Raw genomic sequence first — 21,716 nt, forward strand, 5'->3', positions numbered from 1 at the left:
CCCTATTCAAGGTCGGTTCCGTTTGAGCCTATGACCTTGTTGTACCAGCCGAAGCTTTTCTTCTTTATCCTTCTCATGTCCTTCAAGTCATTCTCTTCCCTGTTGACATATATGAATCCGTATCTCTTGCCGAAGCCCTGGTGGGTGCTTACAAGGTCTATGGCTGACCACGGGCAGTAGCCGAGGAGGTCGACTCCGTCTGTAACAGCAAGCCTTGCCTGCTCTATGTGTTCCCTGAGGTAATTTATCCTGTAGTCGTCGTTCACTATGTCGCCTTCCTCAAGCTTGTCGTATTCGCCGAGTCCGTTCTCTGTAACAAGAAGGGGAAGGTTATACCTGTCGTTTATCTCCCTGAGCGTGCTCCTGAAGCCTTGAGGGTCAACCGTCCATCCGAAGGATGTGAGCTTGAGGTTTGGATTTTCTCCCTGCCTGTAGACTCCCTCCTCACCGGAAACAATCTGCTGGTCAGCTCCTGCAGCCTTGTCGGAGCCATCGTTCCTGCTTGCTGCTACCGTAGCTGTGGAGTAATAGTTGAAGGCAATGAAATCAGGCTTCGCAAGTGAATGTCCGAGGATGGCCATGTCGCCTTCCTCTATGGCTGGAGTCCAGCCCCTTTTCTCAAGGTAGCTCCATGCGATTGAGTTGTACCTTCCGAACACGCACATGTCGAGGTACAGCCAGTTCCTTATGGATGTCCAGTTCATCGCCGCGATGACATCGTCCGGATTGCAGGTCTCAGGGTATATGGTGGTTATGTTCGGTGCAGGGCCTATCTTTCCAGGCAGCTTCATCTCATGGTAAAGGGTGATCGCCTTTGCCTGTGCGAGGAGCATGTGATGGTTCTGCTGGTAGATCTCCTTCTCGATGTTCTCGGTTCCTGGTGCAACTATTCCAAGTGCAGCTCCATGGAGTATCATCATGTTCTGCTCGTTTATAGTGAGCCAGTACTTGACCCTATCTCCGAAATTGTCATAGAGGACCTTCACGTACTCTGCATAGGCGTCTATCGTCGCCCTGTTCGACCAGCCGCCCTTAAGGTGGAGAGCATAAGGCAGGTCGAAATGGTACTGGGTGACTATGGGCTCCATACCATACTTCAGTATCTCGTCAATGAGGTTCCTGTAGAACTCAAGTCCCTTCTCATTTACCTTTCCAGTACCTTCAGGGAATATCCTTGTCCATGCTATTGAGAACCTGTATGCCTTTAGTCCGAGTTCGTGGAGGAGTGCGATATCCTCCTTGTAGTGGTGGTAGTGGTCGCTTGTGACCTTGAAGTCAGCAAGACCTTCCGGGTGGTGTCCCATATCCATTACTGAGAGTCCTTTTCCGTCCTCGTTCCAGGCGCCTTCAACCTGATAGGCTGATGTGGAGGCTCCCCATAGGAAGTCGCTCCTGAATTCCTTGAGCTTCTTATAGTGCATATCTGTCATCCTTTCGTATATCTTATTCAAGAATCAAGGGAGGAAGTGTTTCCACTGTCCTCCCCGCTGCATCTTTAGTTGTGTTTTCTTTGGTTATTCAGCCGCGTGGAGATGTTCCTCGTGGATCGCAGCTTCTTCCTTCGCATCAGCAGCATCCTGCTTCTTGAAGAACGGGAAGTATATGACTACTGACATTGCGAGTATCAGCGCCTGAACTACGGCACCCTGCCAGCCTGTCACTATGAAGCCGGAGATTATCGGTGGTGTTGTCCATGGTGCCATGACTCCTGAGAATGGAGGCATGAAGCCTATGCTGATTGCCATGTAAGTTATGAAAGCAGCAAGTGCAGGTATTACCATGTAAGGTATCGCTATGAGAGGGTTCATTACTATCGGAAGTCCGAAGGTAACCGGCTCGTTGATGTTGAATACTCCGGGAACAAGAGCTATCTTACCCAGTGTCTTGTTCTTCGATGCCTTTGCGGCTATGAGCATTGCTATGACGAGACCTATTGTTATTCCTGTACCTGTCATTATTATGTAGTTATCCCAGAACTGCTTGGTTACTATCTTCGCTCCGTTTGCTATGGTAAGTGCAAGTCCGCTGTCAAGTATTGCCTGGTTTGCTGCGGTGTTTGCAAGGAATATTCCGTCCATTACGCCTGACACTATTGTGGTTCCGTGGATACCGAATATCCAGAAGAACGGTGCGAGAGCTGCAAGGAACATGATCGCAGGAAGCGAGTCAGTTACATTCTGAAGCGGGCTCTGAAGCACTTTGTAGATCCATGCCATGAAGTTGGTGTCCATGGAGTTGAAGATGATGAACAGGAGCATAGCGCCGGTGAAGATGATTGCCGCAGGGATAAGGGCTGCGAACTGCTTCGATACGCCTTCAGGAACTCCATCAGGCATCTTGATGGTGATCTTCATGTCGAGGAGCTTCGAGTAGATGGCTCCGACGATAAGTCCTATGATGATGGCGGCGACCATTCCCTGTCCGCCTCCCCAGGCCTTGTCTATGATGTTTCCGATAGTTACGCCTGAAGCCGCATCAGTCTTTGATCCTGGTGAAAGGATGAGGAATGTGACCAGTGCGAGGAACCCTGAATTGAGTCCGTCATGGTTTGAAAGCTTCGCATAGTTGTATGCTATGGCTATTACCGCAACAAGAGCTATGATGTTGAAGGTAGCTCCGTATACCTGGAAGAGAGGTGTCCTGAAGTTCTCACCGAATATTGATATGATGAAGTTGTTTATCGCAGGGCTCGGGAGCTGTGCGAGAAGGAGGAATATCGATCCTATCATTGTGAGTGGAAGTGTGAATATGATACCGTCTTTGAGTGCCCTGACTGCTTTGGTGTTGACAAAGGTCATTACGCCGTTTACAATTTTTTCTCCCATTTTTTCTCTCCTTAGTATTATTATTTTATATTAGTGCAATTGGAAACATGTAAATGAATATGTATCAATATGATGATTGCGGCAGCCTTAAGGCTGTCAGATCGCGGGCTTAACGCTACTTCTTTGTTGCAGCAAGCTTCTCAGCAAGTGCAAGGACCTTGACTCCGTTCATCATGCCGTAGTCTGCAGGCGGGATGACATCTACCGGTACGTTGTACTTTTCGCATTCAGCGGATACCTTCTTAAGTGCGAACCTTATCTGCGGCCCCAGAAGGATGACATCCGCACCAGGCGCTACCTTGGTAAGCTGTGACTCAGAGTAAGCTGCGATATCTGCATCGAGACCCTTTGCCTTTGCAGCCTCCTGCATCTTCTTTACCAGCATGCTTGTGGACATTCCTGCCGCACAGAGTAATACTATTTTCATTTTTTTCCTCCCTTTCTATTTCTTTGCTTCGATCAGGTCCTGGATTGACTTTCTCATTTCAATCAGCTGAGCGATAAGGTTCTTTTCCGAGATTGCCGTCATAAGGTGATCCTGGCTGTGTATGAAGAGTGCGGAGATTTCAACCTTCTCACCGCTTGCTTCCTTGAAAAGGAACGATGTCTGTGCCTCATGTGCCTTCTCCATCGCGTCGTTCGCTTTTGTTATGCTCTCCCTAGCTTCATCAAACTTACCTTCGTTTGCAAGGCTTAATGCCTCATAGGCATGGAACCTTACATCACCGGAATCGATTATGATCTGCATTATGAGTTCTTCCAATGCATTCGCCTCCTTTGTTCTACACTCTACATATAGCAATTGCCGTGCCAAAACACTGCAAAACACAGGGGAATATAATTGCGAATCAACCAAACAGCCCGTACAGCGGGTTTCAAGCGGACAAGAATTTTTAAGTAAAAACATGATATTAAACAGTGTTTCGCATTGTATCGATAGTCAGTTATAGTGTTTCGGTCAATTTCCCCAGTGTTTCAAAAAATGGCCATAAAACACTAAAACAAAACTCTTGAAAACATTAACATTAAGAACCAAACAGAAGGACAAGCCAAAAACTAAGTAAAACAATTTCGTTTATGACTGAAAAAGCTGAAATTATGATTGAAATTGTGTGGATTGGAGTGATTATGACCGGAATTTCCGAAACACTATCCAAAATGAGGTGAGTTTATTGGTAACGAGGAAATTAAAAGAAGGAAGCGTTTCCGCTTCCCTCATGAAGTAAGTGTCTCACTTCCTTCTAAAAACCTTTATTCAGTTATTCTTCAGTATGGTGTAGGTGTTCCTCGTGGATTGCAGCCTCTTCCTTGGCGTCGTTGGCATCCTGCTTCTTGAAGAACGGGAAGTATACGACAACCGACATTGCGAGTATCAGTGCCTGGACTACAGCGCCCTGCCAGCCTGTTACTATGAAGCCGGAGATGATAGGTGGTGTTGTCCATGGTGCCATGACTCCTGAGAATGGAGGCATGAAGCCTATGCTTATTGCAGTGTATGTGATAAGCGCTGCAAGCGCCGGTATTACCATGTAAGGTACCGCGATAAGCGGGTTCATTACTATAGGAAGACCGAAGGTTACCGGCTCGTTGATGTTGAATACCCCTGGAACGAGAGCTATCTTTCCGAGAGTCTTGTTCTTTGCAGCCTTAGCTGTGAACAGCATTGCAACGACAAGACCTATTGTTATTCCCGTACCTGTCATTATTATGTAGTTATCCCAGAACTGCTTGGTTACAATCTTGGCTCCGTTTGCTATCGTGAGGGCCATTCCGCTGTCAAGGATAGCCTGGTTGGCTGCAGTGTTAGCAAGGAATATGCCTTCCATGACTCCATTGACTATCGTTGTTCCGTGGATACCGAAGATCCAGAAGAACGGGGCGAGAGCTGCCAGGAACATGATTGCAGGAAGCGAGTCTGTTACGTTCTGCAGCGGGCTCTGGAGAACCTTGTATATCCATGCCATGAAGTTCGTGTTCATGGAATTGAAGAGGATGAAAAGGAGCATAGCGCCTGTGAATATGATTCCGGCAGGAATCAGGGCTGCAAACTGTTTCGATACGCCTTCAGGAACTCCGTCAGGCATCTTTATCGTAAGGTTCATGTCGAGAAGCTTGGAATATATTGCACCGACAACAAGTCCTATGATGATGGCGGCGACCATTCCCTGTCCGCCTCCCCAGGCCTTGTCAATGATGTTTCCTATTGTTACTCCCGATGCTGCGTCTGTTTTGGATCCTGGAGCGAGGATAAGGAATGTGACGAGTGCCAGGAATCCAGCCATGAGACCGTCATGGTTGCAAAGCTTCGCATACTGGTATGCGATGGCTATGACTGCAACGAGCGCGATGATGTTGAATGTTGCTCCATATACCTGGAAAAGCGGGGTCCTGAAATTCTCGCCGAATACTGATGCAAGAAAGTTGTTGATGGCGTCACTCGGAAGCTGTGCCAGGAGCAGGAAGATAGAACCAATCATGGTGAGCGGAAGAGTGAATATGATACCATCCTTCAGTGCGCGTACGGCCTTGGTATTGACGAAGGTCATTACGCTGTTTACAATCTTTTCACCCATGTTATTCTCTCCTTGTCATTGAATTTTGTCGCAAGCAAAAAGCGCAGAAAAATTCAGGAAAGCCATGATGTCTTATGTATGATACATGATGATTCCTGCAGCCTGAAAGCGGCTGCGCAATGTTCTGTATTATTTTTTTGCTGCAGCAATCTTCTCGGCGAGTGCAAGTACCTTGACTCCGTTCATCATGCCGTAGTCAGCAGGTGGGATGACGTCTACCGGTACGTTGAATTTCTCAGCTTCAGCGGTTATCTTCTTGAGGGCAAACCTTATCTGAGGCCCGAGAAGGATGACGTCAGCCGTAGGGCCGACCTTTGCAAGCTGCGATTCGGGGTATGCGGCAATTTCAGCCTCAAGCCCCTTGGCTTTTGCGGCCTCCTGCATCTTCTTGACGAGCATGCTCGTGGACATGCCTGCTGCGCATAGAAGTACGATTTTCAACATTTTTCCTTCCTCCCTTTAGTTATTTTTGGCTTCGATAAGGTCCTGGATGGACTTTCTCATCTCTATGAGCTGAGCGATGAGGTTCTTTTCCGAGATCGCTGTCATCAGGTGGTCCTGGCTGTGTACGAACAGAGCTGAAATCTCGACCTTTTCACCGTTTGCTTCCTTGAAGAGGACTGATGTCTGTGCCTCATGTGCCTTCTCCATTGCCTCGTTGGCCCTCTTTATGCTCTCCCGTGCTTCCTCGAACTTACCTTCATTTGCAAGTGTCAGAGCCTCGTAGGCATGGTACCTTACGTCGCCGGAATCGATTATGATCTGCATTATGAGTTCTTCCAATACATTCACCTCCTTGTTATTTTTGAAATATCCAGTTTCAATCAGATGTCTGATATTTTCACCGTGAGAGCTGCATGTTCCAGCTATTCCTTGGCAGTAAGCCTTATGGCCTGTTCAAGGACCTTCGCCCCGTTCATCATTCCATAGTCCTGAGGCGTTATTACCTCGACAGGTATCTTGTACTTCTCGCATTCCGCCGCTATCTTCTTCAGGGCGAACCTGATCTGGGGTCCTATCAGGACAACGTCAGCGGTGGGAACGTACTTCGTGAGCTGAGACTCGGGATATGCGCTCACCTTCAGTTCGATGTTTTTTGCCCTTGCCGCATCCTCCATTTTCCTTATAAGCATGCTTGTAGACATCCCGGCTGCACAGAACAATACAACTTTCAACATAAAATCTACCTCCGAACATGTTCTTTGATGATGACCGCTTTCAAGTGAAAACGATAAAACTCTTCAAAACAATTATACTACACTTGAAACAATATAAAACACTATGTATTATGGAGAAAGATATGAATTTTTAGTGAGGTTATGATGAAGAGGATAGATAAGGTATACTCAAGGCTCTGTGAATACAAGAACCAGGACGGCGTGGATGCCAACACGCTGTCGGAAGCTTTGGGACTTACAAGGGCCAATGTAAGCTTCGACCTGAACAGGCTGTATGAGGAAGGAAGGGTGATGAAGCTCTCAGGGAGGCCTGTGAAGTTCATTGCCGGAATAAATGTCAACAGCCTGCACAAGGGTGTAACAAGCGAGCTGGACAGGCTGGGTAAGGAAAGTCCCAGCCTCAAGACGGTTGTCGACCACGCCAAGGCAGCGATACTCTATCCTCCAAAGGGGATGCACAGCATAATCCTGGGAGATACCGGAGTCGGGAAATCCACATTCGCTTCACTGATGTACAAGTATGCCGTGGAATCAGGGGTGAAGTCAAAGAACTCCCCGTTCATAGTCTTCAACTGCGCAGATTACGCGAATAATCCCCAGCTGCTCACAGCACAGCTTTTCGGAGTCAGGAAGGGTGCGTTCACAGGAGCGGACCAGGATAGGGAAGGGCTGCTTGAAAAGGCTGACAACGGGATACTGTTCCTTGATGAGGTGCACAGGCTCCCGCCTGAAGGCCAGGAGGCCCTCTTCGTGTTCCTTGACAAGGGTACCTTCAGGAGAGTCGGGGATCCGGAGGACAGGACTTCAAATGTGCTTATAATCACAGCTACCACGGAAAACCCTACATCTGCCCTACTAAAGACCTTCACCAGAAGGATACCGATGACACTGAGGATACCTTCACTAAAGGAAAGGGCGATAGATGAGAGGCTCGGACTCGTAAAGACCTTCTTCAGGGAGGAGGCGGCAAGGATAGGCCATGAGATACACGTGTCCATGAACCTGATGAAGGCCCTTCTCATGTACGAGACAACAGGAAACGTGGGACAGCTTAAGAATGACATACAGATAGTGACAGCCAAGTCCTATGCTGAGTTCCTGACCGGGAAGAGGTCGAAGGTGGAGCTCTGGAGCGCTGACCTTCCGCTTTACATCAAGGAAAGCCTGTTCAACGAGAGGGGCTACAGGGACATTTGGAACCGGCTGTTCGAGGATGACCTGGACAGCTTCACCTTCGGGAACGGAAGCAAGGTCCAGTCACTCACGACGAAGGAAAACACGATATACGACTTCATAGAGAGGAAAATAGGGGAGCTGAAGATCAGGGGAGTTGACGAGAAGGAGATAGATACCCTGATGGAAGGGTACATATCGGAATTTGTCAGCACCTACATCGAGAAGAACAAGGACGGCCTGACAAAGGCGAACCTTGCCAACATAGTAGGCTCGGACATCATGGAGCTAAGCGACAGGATATACTCCCATGCGATCTCGAACCTTGGGATACAGTACAACGGGAATACCTTCGTGGCTCTGGCACTGCATCTCTTCGCCCTGCTCCAGAGGGTCAACCAGGGCTCCCAGATCGAGAATCCCCAGGTAAGGGTAATAAAGAGGAAATATCCTGAACAGTTCGCTGTAGCGCTTGAATGCCTCAACATGATAAGGATAAGTACCGGCCTTGAGATATTTGAAGATGAGGCGGCATTCCTTGCACTGTTCTGGCTTCCGGCTGATGAAACCATCAAGGCAAAGGACAGGGTAAGGATAGTTGTGATCGCCCATGGGGGAAGCACTGCAAGCTCCATGGTGGATGTGGCGACCAAGCTCCTTGGTGAAAGCTGGGCGCACCCTATCGATGCGGCAATAGAGGTAAGCCCTCAGGTCATCTTCGACAGGCTAAGGAAGCATGTTTCAGAGAATCCGACTACAGAGGGCTATCTCCTGATGGTTGACATGGGCAGCCCCACTAATTTCGGCATGGAGATTGAAGAGGAATTCGGGGTGCATGTCAAGACGCTTCCCCTTGTCTCGACCCTCCACGTGCTTGATGCCACTAGGAAGGCGATTTCAGGGGTAAGCCTCGATGAGATCTACAGGGACACGATAGCGGTCACTCCGCAGAGCATGATACCGGGCCTCTACCAGAACGAGGAGCAGGCTGCAAGGTATGTGATCCTTACCGCGTGCCTTACGGGCGAAGGGAGCTCGCAGGTGATGAAGAGCTTCCTCAAGTCAAACCTCCAGTACAACAAGAGCCTTTTTGAAATCATGGCGATAAATGCCATCGACAGGGAATCTCTGGTCAGCAAGGTAAAAAGGATAAATGAAGAAAGGCCGGTAGTGAGCCTTGTCTCATCAATACCTGTGGAGATGGACATCAAGTCATATTCTCTGACCGAGGTTCTGTCCCTCAGCGCAATAAAGGAGATACAGGCTGAGATCGACCTCAAGACGCTGATTGTCAACATGGACCAGGTGCTGAAGGATGTGCTTGTGTCAATAAAGGAGGATGGTCTGAACTACAGGGTGCATGACCTCATCAAGGGCATGGAGAGGGACCTTAAGTCCGTCATACCCTCAGACATGCTGCCGGGAGTGATAATACACGTAGCCTGCATGGTTGACAGGCTGGTGTCGGGAGAGCCTGTCACTCCATTTGAAGGAAAGGATGAGTACATATCCGGGAACTGGGAGCGGTACGACATAGTTGAGAAGGCTCTCGCGGGATTTGCCGCCAAATACGGTGTGAAGGTTTCAAACGATGAGATATGCTTCGTGATGAAATTCTTTGAGAAGGATGAATGAACAAGAGCCGGATGATCTGTCATCCGGCTCTTGTTCACTTGAGTCCCGCCTTTTCCTTAAGCTTCTGCACGAATTCCCTGCGTACAGGCTCATCCATGGGCTCGAGCATGATCTTGACATCCTGCCCTTCCTTGAGGACGATCGTCACCTGGTCCTTGAACTGCCTGACCTGCCTCATGTTGGAGTATGCTATTGCGGGCTTCCTGAAGACGGAGGACATGACCCTCAAAGACTTCTCCTCAAGCCTGAGGTAGACACCGCCGTTCCTTGTGAATGCGGTGTAGGCCGCAAGCGCAAGTGCGAACTCGACCGCTGAAAGAGGTATCAGAAAATACCACTTGAGCGCATCACCGCTGATTGCGACAAATGCAAGCACCAGGCATGCAAGGACTGTCCATGCTATCCCTGATATCAGATATTCCTTTTTCTTCCTTATCCGAAAATCCATCATCCACCCCCACGTACAGTATACCAATCCCAAATGAGAGGTGCAATGGAGGTGGATTCGTAGTAGAATGTACTGTATTGGAAAAATCAACGGTAGAAAATTAAGGGGAGCTTAAGATTGAACATACTTGCAGCGGAATCCATATCAAAGAGCTTTGGCGAGAAGGTCCTGTTCAGGGATGCCACCTTCGGCATATCAGAAGGGGATAAGATAGGCGTAATAGGAATCAACGGCACCGGAAAGTCGACACTGCTCAAGGTCATTTCGGGTGAGCTTCCGTCTGATACCGGGAGGATTGTGTATATGAACGGGGTGAGGATATCGGTGTTGCCTCAGGATCCCGAGTTCGATCCCGAGGATACCGTGATCTCAGCCATATTCAGCGGCGAAGGCTCGCTTTCAATAATAAGGGAATACGAAGAGGCTGTCGTTAAGTCAAACGAGTCACCTGACAACATCAGCCTTCATGATGAAGTCATGAGGCTGGCTGCCAGGATGGATGACGTGGGTGCGTGGGGCCTGGAATCTGAGGCCAAGGCCGTCCTCACGAGACTCGGGATAACCGAGTTCCACAAGAGGACCGGGGAGCTTTCCGGAGGCCAGAAGAAAAGGGTTGCCATGGCAAGGGCGCTGGTCCTTCCAAGCGACCTCCTTATCCTGGATGAGCCCACAAACCATATAGACGATGTCACGGTCTCCTGGCTTGAAGGCATGCTCAGGAACAGGAAGGGAGCTATACTCATGGTGACCCATGACAGGTACTTCCTTGAAAGGGTGGCTGACAGGATGCTTGAGATCGACAGGGGCGAGGTCATATCCTGGCAGGCGAACTTCTCAAGGTTCCTTGAGCTGAAGGCTGAACGTGAGGAACTCCTTGAAGCCGGAGACAGGAAGAGGCGGAAGCTCTTCATGAAGGAGCTCGAGTGGATGAGAAGGGGCGCCAAGGCCCGGACTACCAAGCAGAAGGCTAGGATAGGAAGGTTCGAGGAGCTGGCACAGACTGAGTCAAGGCAGGAGCAGAATTCCATTGAGATCAAGGCCCTGTCATCGAGGCTTGGTGGCAAGACCATTGAGCTGAATGAAGTATTCAAGGCGTATGACGGGAATGAGCTTCTCCATGGATTCTCCTATAACCTGCTCCGCGACGACAGGGTCGGGATAGTCGGGGTGAACGGGCTCGGGAAATCAACCCTTCTGGCGATCATGGCCGGGGCTCTTCTGCCGGATAGCGGAACAGTTGATACCGGTGAGACGGTAAGGATCGGATATCTTACCCAGGACTACACCTTCAGGGACGAGAGCATGAGGGTCCTTGAATACATAAGGGATGCTGCTGAAAGGATCGAGACCACTGACGGCATGTCGACGGCATCCCAGCTTCTCGAGACGTTCATGTTCCCGTCTGAATTCCAGTGGACACCGATAAGCATGCTGTCAGGCGGAGAAAAGAGGAGGCTCATGCTTCTTAGGATACTCATGGAGAAGCCTAACGTCCTGCTTCTGGATGAGCCTACGAATGACCTTGATACCATGACGCTTGAGGTGCTCGAGGACTTTCTCGATACCTTCAGCGGAGCTGTAGTTGCGGTGTCCCATGACAGATGGTTCCTTGACCGCATGGCAAGGAGGATCCTTCACTTCGAGGGTAACGGGAAGATCACGATGCACCCTGGCAACTATACAGACCTTTCCGAAAGGCTGGAGCAGACCGAGGAGAAGGTCCCTGAAGCAAAGGTTGAAGCCAGGGATGAAAGGAAGAAGGAAAGGGCAAGGAAGTTCAGCTACAGGGAGCAGAAGGAATACGAGGGCATAGGTGACAGGATAGCGGGTCTTGAGGAAAGGATATCGGCGCTTGATAAGGAAATGGAGAAGAATGCCGCTGATTTCGAAGCCTTAGGCTCCCTTATGGAAGAAAAGTCGGTTTGTGAAGCGGAGCTTGAGGAAGCCATAGAGAGATGGGCATATCTTGAAGAGCTTTCCCAGGAGATAGCAAAGGGCAAGGAAGGTTGAAAAGGTCCTGCATGAGGAGTCATGCAGGACCTTTGTCATTCAGGCGGTGGGGAATGTATTGAAGAAGCGCTCTGCGCCAAGGCTCATCTTCTTGTCCTTGCGACGTATGATGGCAACGCCTGAGACAACAGGCACTTCAAGCTCAACAATCGCAAGCCTAAGCCCCGGTTCATCCATGAGGAGCCTTCTCGGAAAGAGCGTGATGCCAAGACCCAGCTCTACCATGGCAAGAAGCGGTTCATGGCGGCTTATCGTGAACTTGACGTTTGGGCTGAAGCCCGACTTCCTGCAGGCATCAATGCATAGCCTGTGTATGGTCGACTTCTGGTCCAGAAGTATGAATTTTTCATCCTTGAGCTGAGAGAGCTTAACTTTCCCGAGCTTTGCAAGGGGGCTTGAAAGCGAGCAGGCCACTGCCAGGTCATCGTCAATGAGCGGCATGACATCATACTTGTCAGTATCAAGGTAGTCTGTCCTAGCTATGGCAAGATCAAGCATGTAGTTGTCAATAAGGTATATTATCTCCTGCTGCTCCCTTTCGAGCAGGTCAAGGTGGATATTGTCATTGGTCTCCTGGAACCTCGCTATCTTTCCAAGCAGCCTGTACGGGGCAAGAAGCGGCAAGGTCCCGACCTTTACGCTGCATACCTTCTGCGTATCCATCATTGAAAGCTTGTCGATCAGCTCAAGATAGTCGCTTCTGGATTTTTTCGCAAACTCAAGGAAGTGGTTTCCTGCTGAGGTAAGCTCCACCTTCGAGGAGGTCCTTATGAAAAGCTGGACGCCAAGCTCATCCTCCAGAGCCTTTATCTGCTTTGAAAGTGAGGACTGGGATATGAACAGCTCTTCTGCGGCATGTGAGAAGCTGCGGCTGCTCTCTATCATGAGAAAATAGTGGACTTGACTATAGGTCATCGTTTCACCCTGCCTTGATCGTTGTCATTAAGATTTAATTTTACTCCCTATTTGGATATTTTGGAATAAGCTGACCTTATCCTTATGTCTGAAAGGGTTTCAATTTTTTACCAGCAATGCATTCCAAAATGGAAACTGGTGATTCCGATACTGAATTGCTGACTGCACCTCTCGATTGTTACAGTATTAACAGTTAACATGTCCGATTCAGGCCTGGAAATGCCGGATGACATGTGTGCAAGAGGAGGAAGAAAATTGGCTAAGACATACAAAGACCTTAGGGAATTCCTGCAGACACTTGAAGAGGAAGGGCAGCTGGTTAGGGTTGCAGGACCAGTCAACCCCGAGCCGGACCTGGGCGCGATAGGAAGGGCCGCAGCGGATATCAAGAACGGTCCTGCTGTACTCGTGGAGAACATCAGGGGATACAGATACTCAATGGTTACGAATGTGCACGGGTCATGGAAGAACCATGCCCTGATGCTGGGAATGGACAAGGATGCTACGGTAAAGGAGCAGTTCGAGGAACTGAACAGGAGATGGGATAAGTTCCCCGTAACTCCAAAGGTGGTATCAAGGGAAGAGGCACCATGCAAGCAGAACACGATAACCGAGGACATTAACCTGTTTGAGCTGCTTCCGCTGTACAGGATCAACGAGCAGGACGGAGGCTTCTTCCTGTCAAAGGCTTCAGTTGTCACAGGCGACCCTGAGTTCCCCGACGACTTCAACAAGCTGAACGTGGGTACCTACAGGATACAGGTCAAGGACAAGGACAGGGTAGGCATCCAGGCGCTCGCCTTCCATGACATAGCAGTGCAGCTTGAAAAGGCTGAGAGGGAGAACAAGCCGCTTCCCATAGCGATAACCCTAGGTAACACACCGCTCGTGACCTTCATGGCGAGCACTCCAGTAGGTTATAACCAGAACGAGTACGAGTTCGTCGGAGCCCTTCAGGACGGAGTACCTACCGAAATAGTAAAGGCGGATACCTGCGACCACCTATGGGTGCCTGCAGGTGCTGAAGTGGTAATCGAAGGATATATCATCCCGAGGCACAGGGTAGTGGAAGGACCCTTTGGAGAGTTCCCCGGTTCATACTCGGGAGCAAGGCTGCAGTGTGAGATCCAGATTACTAGGATCACCCACAGGGACAATCCGATTTTTGAAAATCTCTACCTTGGAGTCCCATGGACTGAGATTGACTACCTGATGGCGCTGAACACAAGCGTTCCCCTATACAAGCAGCTGAAGGAATCAATGCCTGAGGTGGTTGCAGTCAATGCGATGTATACCCATGGAATGGGTGTCATAATATCGACAAAGGTAAGATACGGAGGATACGGCAAGGGAGTGGCCTTCAGGCTGCTGTCGACCCCTCATGGGATGCCGTACTCGAAGATCGTCATCATAGTTGACGAGTTCGTGGACCCCTTCAACCTGGAACAGGTAATGTGGGCGCTTACGACAAGGGTGAAGCCGGACAAGGATGTCTCGCTCATTGAGAACTGTCCCGGAATGCCTCTCGACCCTTCATCTTTCCCTGCAGGAATGCACACCAAGATGATAATCGATGCGACTACACCTGTGGCTCCGGAACCCAACCCGCGCGAGACCCAGCTGCTTGAGAAGCCTGTGGGCTCTGAAGCTTGGGATGCTGTCCTTCGCGACCTGCTCAAGAAAGGCAATTAGGAGGTAATGTCGATGATTTGTCCAAGATGCGATTCTGACAAGATAAAGGTAATGGTCAAGTCCCCGGTGGGAGATGAATGGGAAGTGTATGTCTGTGAAAAGTGCTGGTTCTCCTGGAGATCCACTGAGACCATAAACGTACTGCCGAAGTTTAGGCTTGATGACGAGAAGATAAGGAACATGCAGATGATCCCTCCGATACCGCCGCTCGGAAAATGATGATGGTAAAGAGGTCACTTGAAAGGATGGTTTGAATGAGGATTATAGTAGGCATATCAGGAGCAAGCGGAGTGGTCATGGGCTACTACCTGCTCAAGGCGTTGAAGCAGCAGGAAGGCTGCGAGGTACACCTTGTCATGTCAAAGGGAGCGGTGACCACCTGGGAGCTTGAAACCGAAATGCCCCTTTCAAGGCTGACTGAGATAGCTGACGTGGTGCACAGCAACAAGAACCTGGCGGCGTCGATATCAAGCGGTTCCTTCCTGACCGACGGCATGATAGTTGTGCCCTGCAGCATGAAGACACTGTCTGCCATAAGCACAGGCTATGCCTCGAACCTACTGGTAAGGGCTGTTGACGTGTGCCTGAAGGAGAACAGGAGGGTGGTGCTCGTACCTAGGGAGATGCCCATGGGCAAGGTGCACCTGAGGAACATGAAGGAAGCCGCGGACATAGGATGTACAATCGTCCCTCCGATGCTTACCTTCTACAACAACCCGCAGTCTCTCGATGACCAGATAAACCATGTTGTCGGGAAGATCCTCATGCAGTTCGGCATGAGGCATACTAAGTTCATACCATGGGAAGGAGCTGACTCCAATGAAGCACCTGAGCTATGAAGCGGGGGAAGGGATCTACAGGGTCGAAGCGGATGTCCTTGTACTGGGCAGGGATATTTCAGCAGCCATCTGCGGAGGGGATACTCCACATATCGGAGCCGTAGCGCTTGCATCCCCGAGGATGAGCCTTGCGGACAAGGAGAAGACCTCAGCTTCAGCAAGCGTCATCTGCGTCACAGGTCACAAGGAGGACGAGCTGGCAAGGGCCGCGGCACTGAAGCTCGCTGCAAGGTTCTCCTGCCAGACCACGGTTGTCGCAGGCATACACATCGACGATGCGACTGAAGATGACATAAGGGTCCTCTGGAAGAACTATGAAGCTGTGATGGCTAAGATATTGGAAGATCTCGGCGCTCATTTATAGAAATAGCTTAAGGCAAAGACAGCTGACCCTAAAGGACATGAAAATTAGAGCTTAAGAATGTTATGAAGCAAAAAACAATGGGAAGAGGAAGCGGACTTCAGTGTCGTCTCCTCTTCCCATGTTGTTTTGGGGGTATATGGAATAATTGACAAAAATTAACGATGATTGGTTTGGATAATGATAAAATAGCAATATTTACCGGATTTTCATGTCAAGAAAGCCCACCGGAACAAATCGGATTATCAAATCATCAATGACATGCTTTTATAAATCAAAGCTTTCGCTAAACTAGTACTAATTAGTATCAATTCCCTATATTTGATAAGATGCGATGAAATTGCATAAAATCTATGGTATCATTGGATTACGGCAAAGAGTTGAGCCGTGAAGGAGCGATGAACTTGAGGATAGACATATGGTCTGATTATGTGTGCCCGTTCTGTTACATAGGTTCCACAAGGCTGATGAAGGCCCTTGAGGAAACCGGACTGAAGGAAGGCGCTGAGATAACATACAGGAGCTTCCAGCTGGACCCGGATGCGAAAGCAGGGGAAAGCGGTCCGTATTACAGGAGCCTTGCTGAAAAGTATGGCATATCTGATGAAGAGGCGAAGTCAAGGATCAGGCAGGTTGCAATGATGGCTTCGAGGGACGGACTTAATTTTACGGAAGAGCTGTTCCATGTAAGCACATTCGATGCGCACAGGCTGGGGCATCTCGCAAGAAAGACAGGATCAGGAACGAAATTCACCGAAGCGATGTACAGGTCGTATTTCGTGGACGGACTGGACATATCATCAAAGGATGTTCTTCTCTCAATAGCTGGAGAAGCTGGATTACCGCATGATGAGGCGATGGAAGTCCTTGAGGGAAGCGAGTATTCTTACGAGGTGAAGAAGGACCAGAAGGATGCAAGGGATTACGGGATAAGCGGCGTGCCGTTCTTCGTGGTCGATGGAAAATACGCACTAAGCGGCGCCCAGAGCCCTGAAAGCTTCAGGAAGGCACTTGAACGCGCAAGAGATGGAAAACTAGGATAATACAGGAGGAAAAAAATGAACAGTTTCAATGAAATAATGAAGGCAAGAAGGTCTTTCTACAACATAGGTGCAAGGGATGTTGTTGAGAAGGAAAGGATAAAGGCGATCGTAGAGGATGCAATGCTGTATTCACCTACAGCCATGAACTCGCAGAGCGGAAGGGTAGTCGTCCTTTTTGACGAAAACCATTCGAAGCTTTGGAGCATAGTAAAGGAAACGCTCAGGAAGGTAGTACCTGAGAACGCATTCCAGGCAACCAGCGACAAGATAGATTCCTTTGCCGCAGGACTCGGAACAGTTCTGTTCTACGAGGATACAGATGTGGTCAGAGGGCTTGAGAGGCAGTTCGAGCTCTATAAGGACAACTTCGTGCCATGGTCATATCAGTCTTCAGGCATGCTCCAGTACACTGTCTGGGCAGGGCTCACTGCTGAAGGTCTTGGAGCATCGCTCCAGCACTACAATCCCCTGATAGATGACGAGGTCAGGAAGACCTTCGGAATACCAGACACATACAAGCTCATGTCCCAGATGCCTTTCGGAAGCGTGGAGTCACAGCCTGGAGACAGGAACGCCATTCCGGTAGCTGACAGGGTGAAGATACTGAGCTGATGCAATAGAGACGACAAAACCGGCAGGGGTAACCTTTGCCGGTTTTGCCGTTCAATGAATCCACATGATCGATCATGTCAGGCTTACTGTCCTCGTGGCCACAGCATCGCAAAATGCGCTGTCATGTTCCACGAATATTATCGTCGGCTCATATTCAAGCAGCAGGCGACTCTATCTGGATCCTTGAGAACACGTCAATGAAGTTGAGCGGCTCATCCCAGATGTGGAGGTGCGCTTTCTCACAGAGACTGCCTGCAATAAGAACCTTCTTCTTCTGCCCGCTCGAGTAGTCCTCGATATCCTTTTCGAACTGCACCCTGTCGAAGCCAAGCTTCTGGAGTATGGCCCTGAAGAGGGCTTCATCAATATCCTTCCGGACGCAGTAGTCCCTGATGCTGCCTGAAAGACGCGAGGTGTCCTGGGAGACGAAGGAGACCCTGAGGCCGGCTCCCTTCCAAAGTGTTCCTGTGTACCCCATGTCCTCCCCGCATATCAGCCTGAGGAGGCTTGATTTCCCTGAGCCGTTCCTGCCTCGGAGGGCGATCCTGTCCCCTTTGTTTATCTCGAAACCTATTCCTGAAAGGATCGTCCTGTCGCCGTAGAAAATGGATATGTCCTCTAGGCTCACGAGCCTTCCTGAGTGGAAGTCAAGCTGGGATATCTTAAGGGAGCAGGTCCTTTCAGTATCCTTGAAAAGCCTGGACTTGTCTTCTATGGCCAGGTTCTTCCTTGGCTCGATCGACTTGGAGCGCTTCATCATCTTGGCAGCCTTGTGGCCGATATAGCCCTTGTCAGGCTTAGAGCCAGAGTTCCTTGTCCCGATCTTTGTCTTCTCCACCCTGTCCGACCAGTCTGAGGTCCTTCGTGCAGCATCCTTCAGCCTTCCGATCTCCTTCTTAAGCCTTTCGTTATCCTCAGCCTCTGTCCTGTCCCTCATTTCCTTCTCGTTCCACCAGGTGGTGAAGTTTCCCTTCATGAGCTCTATGCCTGTCCTGTTTATGGAGAGTATGTGATCAATGCAATTGTCGAGGAAAGCCCTGTCGTGCGACACCAGGATGAAGCCCTTCTTTGATGACAGATATCTGCTGACAATTCTTCTTGCTTCAAGGTCGAGATGGTCGGTGGGTTCGTCTATGAGGAGGAAGCTTGTTTCCTTAAGGAACATTGCCGCAAGTAGTACCTTTGTGCGCTCCCCGCTGCTTAAGGTGGAAAAGGGCCTGAAGAGCACATCTTCATCTGCTGAAAGGAGATTAAGCTCCCTAATGAGCTCCCAGTGCATAAAATCAGGATTTATACCATTTACGACATCCTGAGTCATCTGTTCCATATCGTCCACCACATAGGGGAAATATTCGAAATTGACTCCACACGATATGCTGCCGGAGTATTCGTGAAGACCCTGCAGCAGCCTGAGGAAGGTGGTCTTGCCCCGCCCATTCCTTCCCGTGAGGCCAAGCCTCCAGTCCGTGTCAAGAGTCAGGCTGACATTCTCGAATATGTTGTCGTAGCTTCCTTCGTATGAGAAGGTAAGGTCCTTTACGGTTATCTGTGACAAGTGAGCACCTCCCTATCTGAATATGCTCTTCGTTTCCTTTCTGATGTCTGTTAAGACTGCTCGTGTCGCCCTCACAAGGTCTTTGGGGTCAGCTTCAATCTGGAAGCCCCTTTTCCCTGCACTTACTACTATCTTTTCGAAGGAGCCTATCCTGTCGTCAAAGAATGTCCGAAACTGTTTCTTCATTCCAACAGGACTGCAGCCGCCGCGGACATAACCCGTAAGCTTCTCGAGGTCCTTCTGGTCGATCAGCTCGATGTTCTTCTCGTCAGCTGCCTTCGCAGCCTTCTTGAGGTCAAGCTCTTCGGTAAGCTGCACTACGAACACATAGTGGTTTCCGCTGTGGCCAACTGTCACTATGGTCTTGAATATGGAAAGGACATCCTTACCGATCTGCCCCGCAAGGTATTCAGGCGACATTGAACCTTCAACGATCTCATAGGTCATGAGCTCATATCCTATCTTCTCCTTTTCAAGGAGCCTCATTGCATTTGTCTTAACATTCTTCAAAATATCACATCCAGTCCTGATTTCAACTCCAATTATAGCAAATATCGATACCCAAGGCACACTCCCTATAGTGTTTCATCCAGAAGTCGGAAGCCTGTGCTTCAGCCGTTCAGAGAAAAAACCTTTACAAATAACTTTTTTATGCTATATTGGAGTTATCAGTGCAATCGCTTGCACAACTTCAGGAGCGTGATATATTGAAAGCATTTGATATCGCAGAAGGAATTAAGGTGCTTGTCTACGGTGAGCCGATGGACACCGGTGCGGTTGTATGCAGGCGTGGAAATGAGACCGTGGCAGCAGGGGCTTTTGTTGTGGAAACCGGGCCTGAAGCTTCAAGGCTGAGCCTGGGGCTGGGTATGAAGGATATCGTCTATGGACTTGGAGCGAACCTCGGAGGGATAAACAAGAGGGGCAGGAAGTACGAGAGCTACTGCACTGATGAACCGGTGCATTCCGAGGAGAAGAAGAGGCTTTATGCGGCCCACAATTTCCTTATGGTGGCAGGGGATGAAGTCATGGGATTCTTCATTGACTTCCCGGGACTCATATCCTATGACATAGGATGCTCGGACAAGGATGCCCTGATAATAGACGTTGCGGGAACTGATTTCGCAGTATATGAGATCGAGGGCAGAAATGAGGATGAGGTGGTGCAGCGCTTCCATTCCATAATTGGCAGGAGCTACGTACCGCCGAGGTGGGGGCTTGGATACTTCCAGAGCAGATGGGGCTATGAGACCTCGAAGGACGTGAGGCGTGTAAGGAAAAGCTTTGACGACCTTCAGATCCCTCTTGAGGGGATATACCTTGACCTTGACTACATGGAGGATTTCAAGGACTTCTCAGTATCCGACGAAAGGTTTCCCGATATGGAGGAGATGGTAAGGGAGTTCAGGGAGGATGGCGTCTACATCATCCCGATCATAGATGCCGGAGTCAAGATCGAGAAAGGCTACGACATATACGAGGAAGGGATCATAGGAGACCACTTTGTGAAGACGGAAGCCGGAAAGCCCTATGTGGCTGCAGTCTGGCCGGGCAAGGTACACCTGCCGGACTTTCTGAGGCCTGAAACCAGGAAATGGTGGGGGGAGAAGTACAAGGTGCTTACGGACCTTGGAATCGAAGGCTTCTGGAACGACATGAATGAGCCTGCGATATTCTATGACGAGGAGGAGCTTGAGAAGGCAGTGGATGCTGCGATTGCTTCAAAGGGAGCTAACCTCGGCGTCCTAAAGTACTTCGAGCTCAAGGACCTGTTCAAGGACATGGGGAACAGGGAGAGGTACTACAGGACCTTCTACCATCAGGTTGACGGTAAGGTAGTGGTCAACGAGAAGGTCCACAACCTCTACGGCCAGAACATGACAGTCGCTGCAGGGGAAGGCCTGAGGAAGATACTTGGAAAGAGGCATGTGCTTATCTCAAGGGCGTCTTCGACAGGTATGCACAGGCACTCAGGCATATGGACAGGAGACAATTCATCATGGTGGAGCCACCTGGAGCTTAACGTGAGGATGATGCCAAGCGTAAACATGGCAGGCTTCTACTATGTGGGGGCTGACACCGGAGGCTTCGGGAACAGCACCACATGGGAGCTTCTGACGAGGTGGCTGCAGTTCTCGGCGTTCACTCCCCTTCTTAGGAACCACTCGGCGATAGGAAATGACTTCCAGGAGCCCTACATCTTCGGTGAAGAGGTCACTTCCTGGAACCGTGAGATCATAAGGGCAAGATATTCCCTTATCCCATACATCTACTCGGAGATGATGAAGTCGGTAATCGATGGCTCCATGATGTTCAGGCCGCTTTCCTTCCTGTACAAAGATGAATCGTCAAGGGACACGGAAGACCAGCTGCTGCTTGGGAAGGAGCTTATGCTTGCACCAGTGACCAGGCCTAACGCCAGCGGACGAACGGCATATCTTCCTGAGGAGATGGCTGAGGTAACACTAAAGGATGGCAAGGCAGCCATGGAGGTGGTCCATGCAGGCCTGAGGAGGTTCGAATACGGATTGGACAGCCTTAAGTTCTACCTCAGGAAGGATTCGATATTGCCATACTGCACTCCTGCGAAGAATACAATGAGCCTTGACATCGGGAAGCTCCATGCGATTGCCTTCGTTGACAGGGTGGCTGAATATGAGCTCTATGACGATGACGGGGAAAGCTACGGATACGAGAACGGGGAGTCATTCACAACAGCCATAAAGGTCACGAGGCACGGACAGGACTTTTCAGTTGAGGTTAGGAATGACAATCCAAAGGTCATGGAAATCGCGGTCGACATACTCGGAACTGACGGGGTAAGGGCAAGGAAGACAATAACCATATAGGAAAGGAA

20 protein-coding genes and 1 pseudogene are annotated in these 21,716 nt (G+C 49.7%); 9 read left to right on the forward strand and 12 right to left on the reverse strand.

What is annotated here, in order from left to right:
* Positions 1-2: 2 nt before the first annotated feature.
* The 8 genes from T472_RS14600 to T472_RS14635 all read right to left on the reverse strand — a co-directional run bounded on the left by T472_RS14600 (position 3) and on the right by T472_RS14635 (position 6,576).
* Positions 3-1,421 (reverse strand): glycoside hydrolase family 1 protein, encoded by a 1,419-nt coding sequence (locus T472_RS14600; protein WP_040907814.1) that lies wholly within the window; start codon positions 1,419-1,421, stop codon positions 3-5.
* 93 nt (positions 1,422-1,514) lie between these two features.
* On the reverse strand, positions 1,515-2,825 hold the full coding sequence (locus T472_RS14605) for a PTS sugar transporter subunit IIC (RefSeq protein WP_023863673.1): 1,311 nt from the start codon (positions 2,823-2,825) through the stop codon (positions 1,515-1,517).
* A 115-nt stretch (positions 2,826-2,940) separates the two neighbouring features.
* Positions 2,941-3,252, reverse strand: a complete 312-nt coding sequence (locus T472_RS14610; protein WP_040907746.1) for a PTS sugar transporter subunit IIB — start codon at positions 3,250-3,252, stop codon at positions 2,941-2,943.
* A gap of 15 nt (positions 3,253-3,267) precedes the next feature.
* Positions 3,268-3,573 carry a PTS lactose/cellobiose transporter subunit IIA gene (locus tag T472_RS14615; RefSeq protein ID WP_040907815.1) on the reverse strand — a complete coding sequence of 102 codons (306 nt, stop codon included), beginning with the start codon at positions 3,571-3,573 and terminating at the stop codon, positions 3,268-3,270.
* A 511-nt stretch (positions 3,574-4,084) separates the two neighbouring features.
* Complete coding sequence (locus tag T472_RS14620) at positions 4,085-5,398, reverse strand: PTS sugar transporter subunit IIC (protein WP_023388801.1); 1,314 nt, start codon at positions 5,396-5,398, stop codon at positions 4,085-4,087.
* Positions 5,399-5,527: 129 nt separating this feature from the next.
* The gene (locus T472_RS14625) at positions 5,528-5,842 is read right to left on the reverse strand and encodes a PTS sugar transporter subunit IIB (protein ID WP_023388800.1); all 315 of its coding nucleotides are present in this window, start codon (positions 5,840-5,842) and stop codon (positions 5,528-5,530) included.
* A 15-nt stretch (positions 5,843-5,857) separates the two neighbouring features.
* A complete protein-coding gene (locus T472_RS14630; protein ID WP_152975177.1) occupies positions 5,858-6,190 on the reverse strand; it encodes a PTS lactose/cellobiose transporter subunit IIA in 333 nt (110 codons plus the stop codon).
* Positions 6,191-6,264: 74 nt separating this feature from the next.
* The gene (locus T472_RS14635) at positions 6,265-6,576 is read right to left on the reverse strand and encodes a PTS sugar transporter subunit IIB (protein ID WP_023388798.1); all 312 of its coding nucleotides are present in this window, start codon (positions 6,574-6,576) and stop codon (positions 6,265-6,267) included.
* Positions 6,577-6,720: 144 nt separating this feature from the next.
* On the opposite strand from T472_RS14635, the gene T472_RS14640 reads away from it, so the two are divergent.
* Positions 6,721-9,384, forward strand: a complete 2,664-nt coding sequence (locus T472_RS14640; RefSeq protein ID WP_023388797.1) for a sigma-54-dependent transcriptional regulator — start codon at positions 6,721-6,723, stop codon at positions 9,382-9,384.
* 34 nt (positions 9,385-9,418) lie between these two features.
* Here T472_RS14640 and T472_RS14645 read toward each other — a convergent pair whose 3' ends face one another.
* Positions 9,419-9,832: a hypothetical protein gene (locus T472_RS14645; RefSeq protein WP_023388796.1), complete on the reverse strand. Its 414-nt coding sequence runs from the start codon at positions 9,830-9,832 to the stop codon at positions 9,419-9,421.
* 117 nt (positions 9,833-9,949) lie between these two features.
* On the opposite strand from T472_RS14645, the gene T472_RS14650 reads away from it, so the two are divergent.
* Entirely contained in the window at positions 9,950-11,842 is a 1,893-nt protein-coding gene (locus T472_RS14650; protein ID WP_023388795.1) for an ABC-F family ATP-binding cassette domain-containing protein, read from the forward strand.
* Between the two features lie 39 nt (positions 11,843-11,881).
* Here the strand turns inward: T472_RS14650 and T472_RS14655 are convergent, their stop codons facing one another.
* Positions 11,882-12,757: a LysR family transcriptional regulator gene (locus T472_RS14655; RefSeq protein ID WP_055831798.1), complete on the reverse strand. Its 876-nt coding sequence runs from the start codon at positions 12,755-12,757 to the stop codon at positions 11,882-11,884.
* A gap of 255 nt (positions 12,758-13,012) precedes the next feature.
* On the opposite strand from T472_RS14655, the gene T472_RS14660 reads away from it, so the two are divergent.
* The 6 genes from T472_RS14660 to T472_RS14685 all read left to right on the forward strand — a co-directional run bounded on the left by T472_RS14660 (position 13,013) and on the right by T472_RS14685 (position 17,304).
* Positions 13,013-14,449 (forward strand): non-oxidative hydroxyarylic acid decarboxylases subunit C, encoded by a 1,437-nt coding sequence (locus T472_RS14660; RefSeq protein ID WP_023388793.1) that lies wholly within the window; start codon positions 13,013-13,015, stop codon positions 14,447-14,449.
* A 12-nt stretch (positions 14,450-14,461) separates the two neighbouring features.
* The gene (locus tag T472_RS14665; protein ID WP_023388792.1) at positions 14,462-14,668 is read left to right on the forward strand and encodes a non-oxidative hydroxyarylic acid decarboxylases subunit D; all 207 of its coding nucleotides are present in this window, start codon (positions 14,462-14,464) and stop codon (positions 14,666-14,668) included.
* A 35-nt stretch (positions 14,669-14,703) separates the two neighbouring features.
* Positions 14,704-15,288, forward strand: a complete 585-nt coding sequence (locus T472_RS14670) for a UbiX family flavin prenyltransferase (protein ID WP_023388791.1) — start codon at positions 14,704-14,706, stop codon at positions 15,286-15,288.
* Positions 15,269-15,652 carry a prenylated flavin chaperone LpdD gene (gene lpdD, locus T472_RS14675; protein WP_023388790.1) on the forward strand — a complete coding sequence of 128 codons (384 nt, stop codon included), beginning with the start codon at positions 15,269-15,271 and terminating at the stop codon, positions 15,650-15,652. Before T472_RS14670 ends, lpdD begins: the two co-directional genes overlap by 20 nt.
* A gap of 350 nt (positions 15,653-16,002) precedes the next feature.
* Positions 16,003-16,692 carry a DsbA family oxidoreductase gene (locus tag T472_RS14680; RefSeq protein ID WP_082447721.1) on the forward strand — a complete coding sequence of 230 codons (690 nt, stop codon included), beginning with the start codon at positions 16,003-16,005 and terminating at the stop codon, positions 16,690-16,692.
* 15 nt (positions 16,693-16,707) lie between these two features.
* Complete coding sequence (locus T472_RS14685; protein ID WP_023388788.1) at positions 16,708-17,304, forward strand: nitroreductase family protein; 597 nt, start codon at positions 16,708-16,710, stop codon at positions 17,302-17,304.
* 72 nt (positions 17,305-17,376) lie between these two features.
* Here the strand turns inward: T472_RS14685 and abc-f are convergent.
* Both abc-f and ybaK read right to left on the reverse strand, forming a co-directional pair.
* Positions 17,377-18,859 (reverse strand): annotated as a pseudogene (gene abc-f / locus T472_RS14690) (ribosomal protection-like ABC-F family protein).
* Between the two features lie 12 nt (positions 18,860-18,871).
* On the reverse strand, positions 18,872-19,369 hold the full coding sequence (ybaK, locus tag T472_RS14695) for a Cys-tRNA(Pro) deacylase (protein WP_152975178.1): 498 nt from the start codon (positions 19,367-19,369) through the stop codon (positions 18,872-18,874).
* 197 nt (positions 19,370-19,566) lie between these two features.
* Between ybaK and T472_RS14700 the strand changes: the two genes are divergently transcribed.
* Positions 19,567-21,708, forward strand: coding sequence for a TIM-barrel domain-containing protein (locus tag T472_RS14700; RefSeq protein ID WP_023388786.1), 2,142 nt, complete (start codon positions 19,567-19,569; stop codon positions 21,706-21,708).
* Positions 21,709-21,716 lie beyond the last annotated feature (8 nt).

The organism is Youngiibacter fragilis 232.1 (assembly GCF_000495435.3).
GTDB lineage: Bacteria > Bacillota > Clostridia > Clostridiales > Clostridiaceae > Youngiibacter > Youngiibacter fragilis.

What these genes read in the sequence shown, in the direction of transcription:
- T472_RS14640 (WP_023388797.1), top strand. Translation starts at nt 6,721, where the DNA reads ATGAAGAGGATAGATAAGGTATACTCAAGGCTCTGTGAATACAAGAAC.
- T472_RS14625 (WP_023388800.1), bottom strand. Translation starts at nt 5,842, where the DNA reads ATGTTGAAAATCGTACTTCTATGCGCAGCAGGCATGTCCACGAGCATG.
- T472_RS14600 (WP_040907814.1), bottom strand. Translation starts at nt 1,421, where the DNA reads ATGCACTATAAGAAGCTCAAGGAATTCAGGAGCGACTTCCTATGGGGA.
- T472_RS14680 (WP_082447721.1), top strand. Translation starts at nt 16,003, where the DNA reads ATGGTATCATTGGATTACGGCAAAGAGTTGAGCCGTGAAGGAGCGATG.
- T472_RS14615 (WP_040907815.1), bottom strand. Translation starts at nt 3,573, where the DNA reads ATGCAGATCATAATCGATTCCGGTGATGTAAGGTTCCATGCCTATGAG.
- T472_RS14610 (WP_040907746.1), bottom strand. Translation starts at nt 3,252, where the DNA reads ATGAAAATAGTATTACTCTGTGCGGCAGGAATGTCCACAAGCATGCTG.
- lpdD (WP_023388790.1), top strand. Translation starts at nt 15,269, where the DNA reads ATGAAGCACCTGAGCTATGAAGCGGGGGAAGGGATCTACAGGGTCGAA.
- T472_RS14635 (WP_023388798.1), bottom strand. Translation starts at nt 6,576, where the DNA reads ATGTTGAAAGTTGTATTGTTCTGTGCAGCCGGGATGTCTACAAGCATG.
- T472_RS14685 (WP_023388788.1), top strand. Translation starts at nt 16,708, where the DNA reads ATGAACAGTTTCAATGAAATAATGAAGGCAAGAAGGTCTTTCTACAAC.
- T472_RS14645 (WP_023388796.1), bottom strand. Translation starts at nt 9,832, where the DNA reads ATGGATTTTCGGATAAGGAAGAAAAAGGAATATCTGATATCAGGGATA.
- T472_RS14665 (WP_023388792.1), top strand. Translation starts at nt 14,462, where the DNA reads ATGATTTGTCCAAGATGCGATTCTGACAAGATAAAGGTAATGGTCAAG.
- T472_RS14670 (WP_023388791.1), top strand. Translation starts at nt 14,704, where the DNA reads ATGAGGATTATAGTAGGCATATCAGGAGCAAGCGGAGTGGTCATGGGC.
- T472_RS14620 (WP_023388801.1), bottom strand. Translation starts at nt 5,398, where the DNA reads ATGGGTGAAAAGATTGTAAACAGCGTAATGACCTTCGTCAATACCAAG.
- T472_RS14605 (WP_023863673.1), bottom strand. Translation starts at nt 2,825, where the DNA reads ATGGGAGAAAAAATTGTAAACGGCGTAATGACCTTTGTCAACACCAAA.
- T472_RS14655 (WP_055831798.1), bottom strand. Translation starts at nt 12,757, where the DNA reads ATGACCTATAGTCAAGTCCACTATTTTCTCATGATAGAGAGCAGCCGC.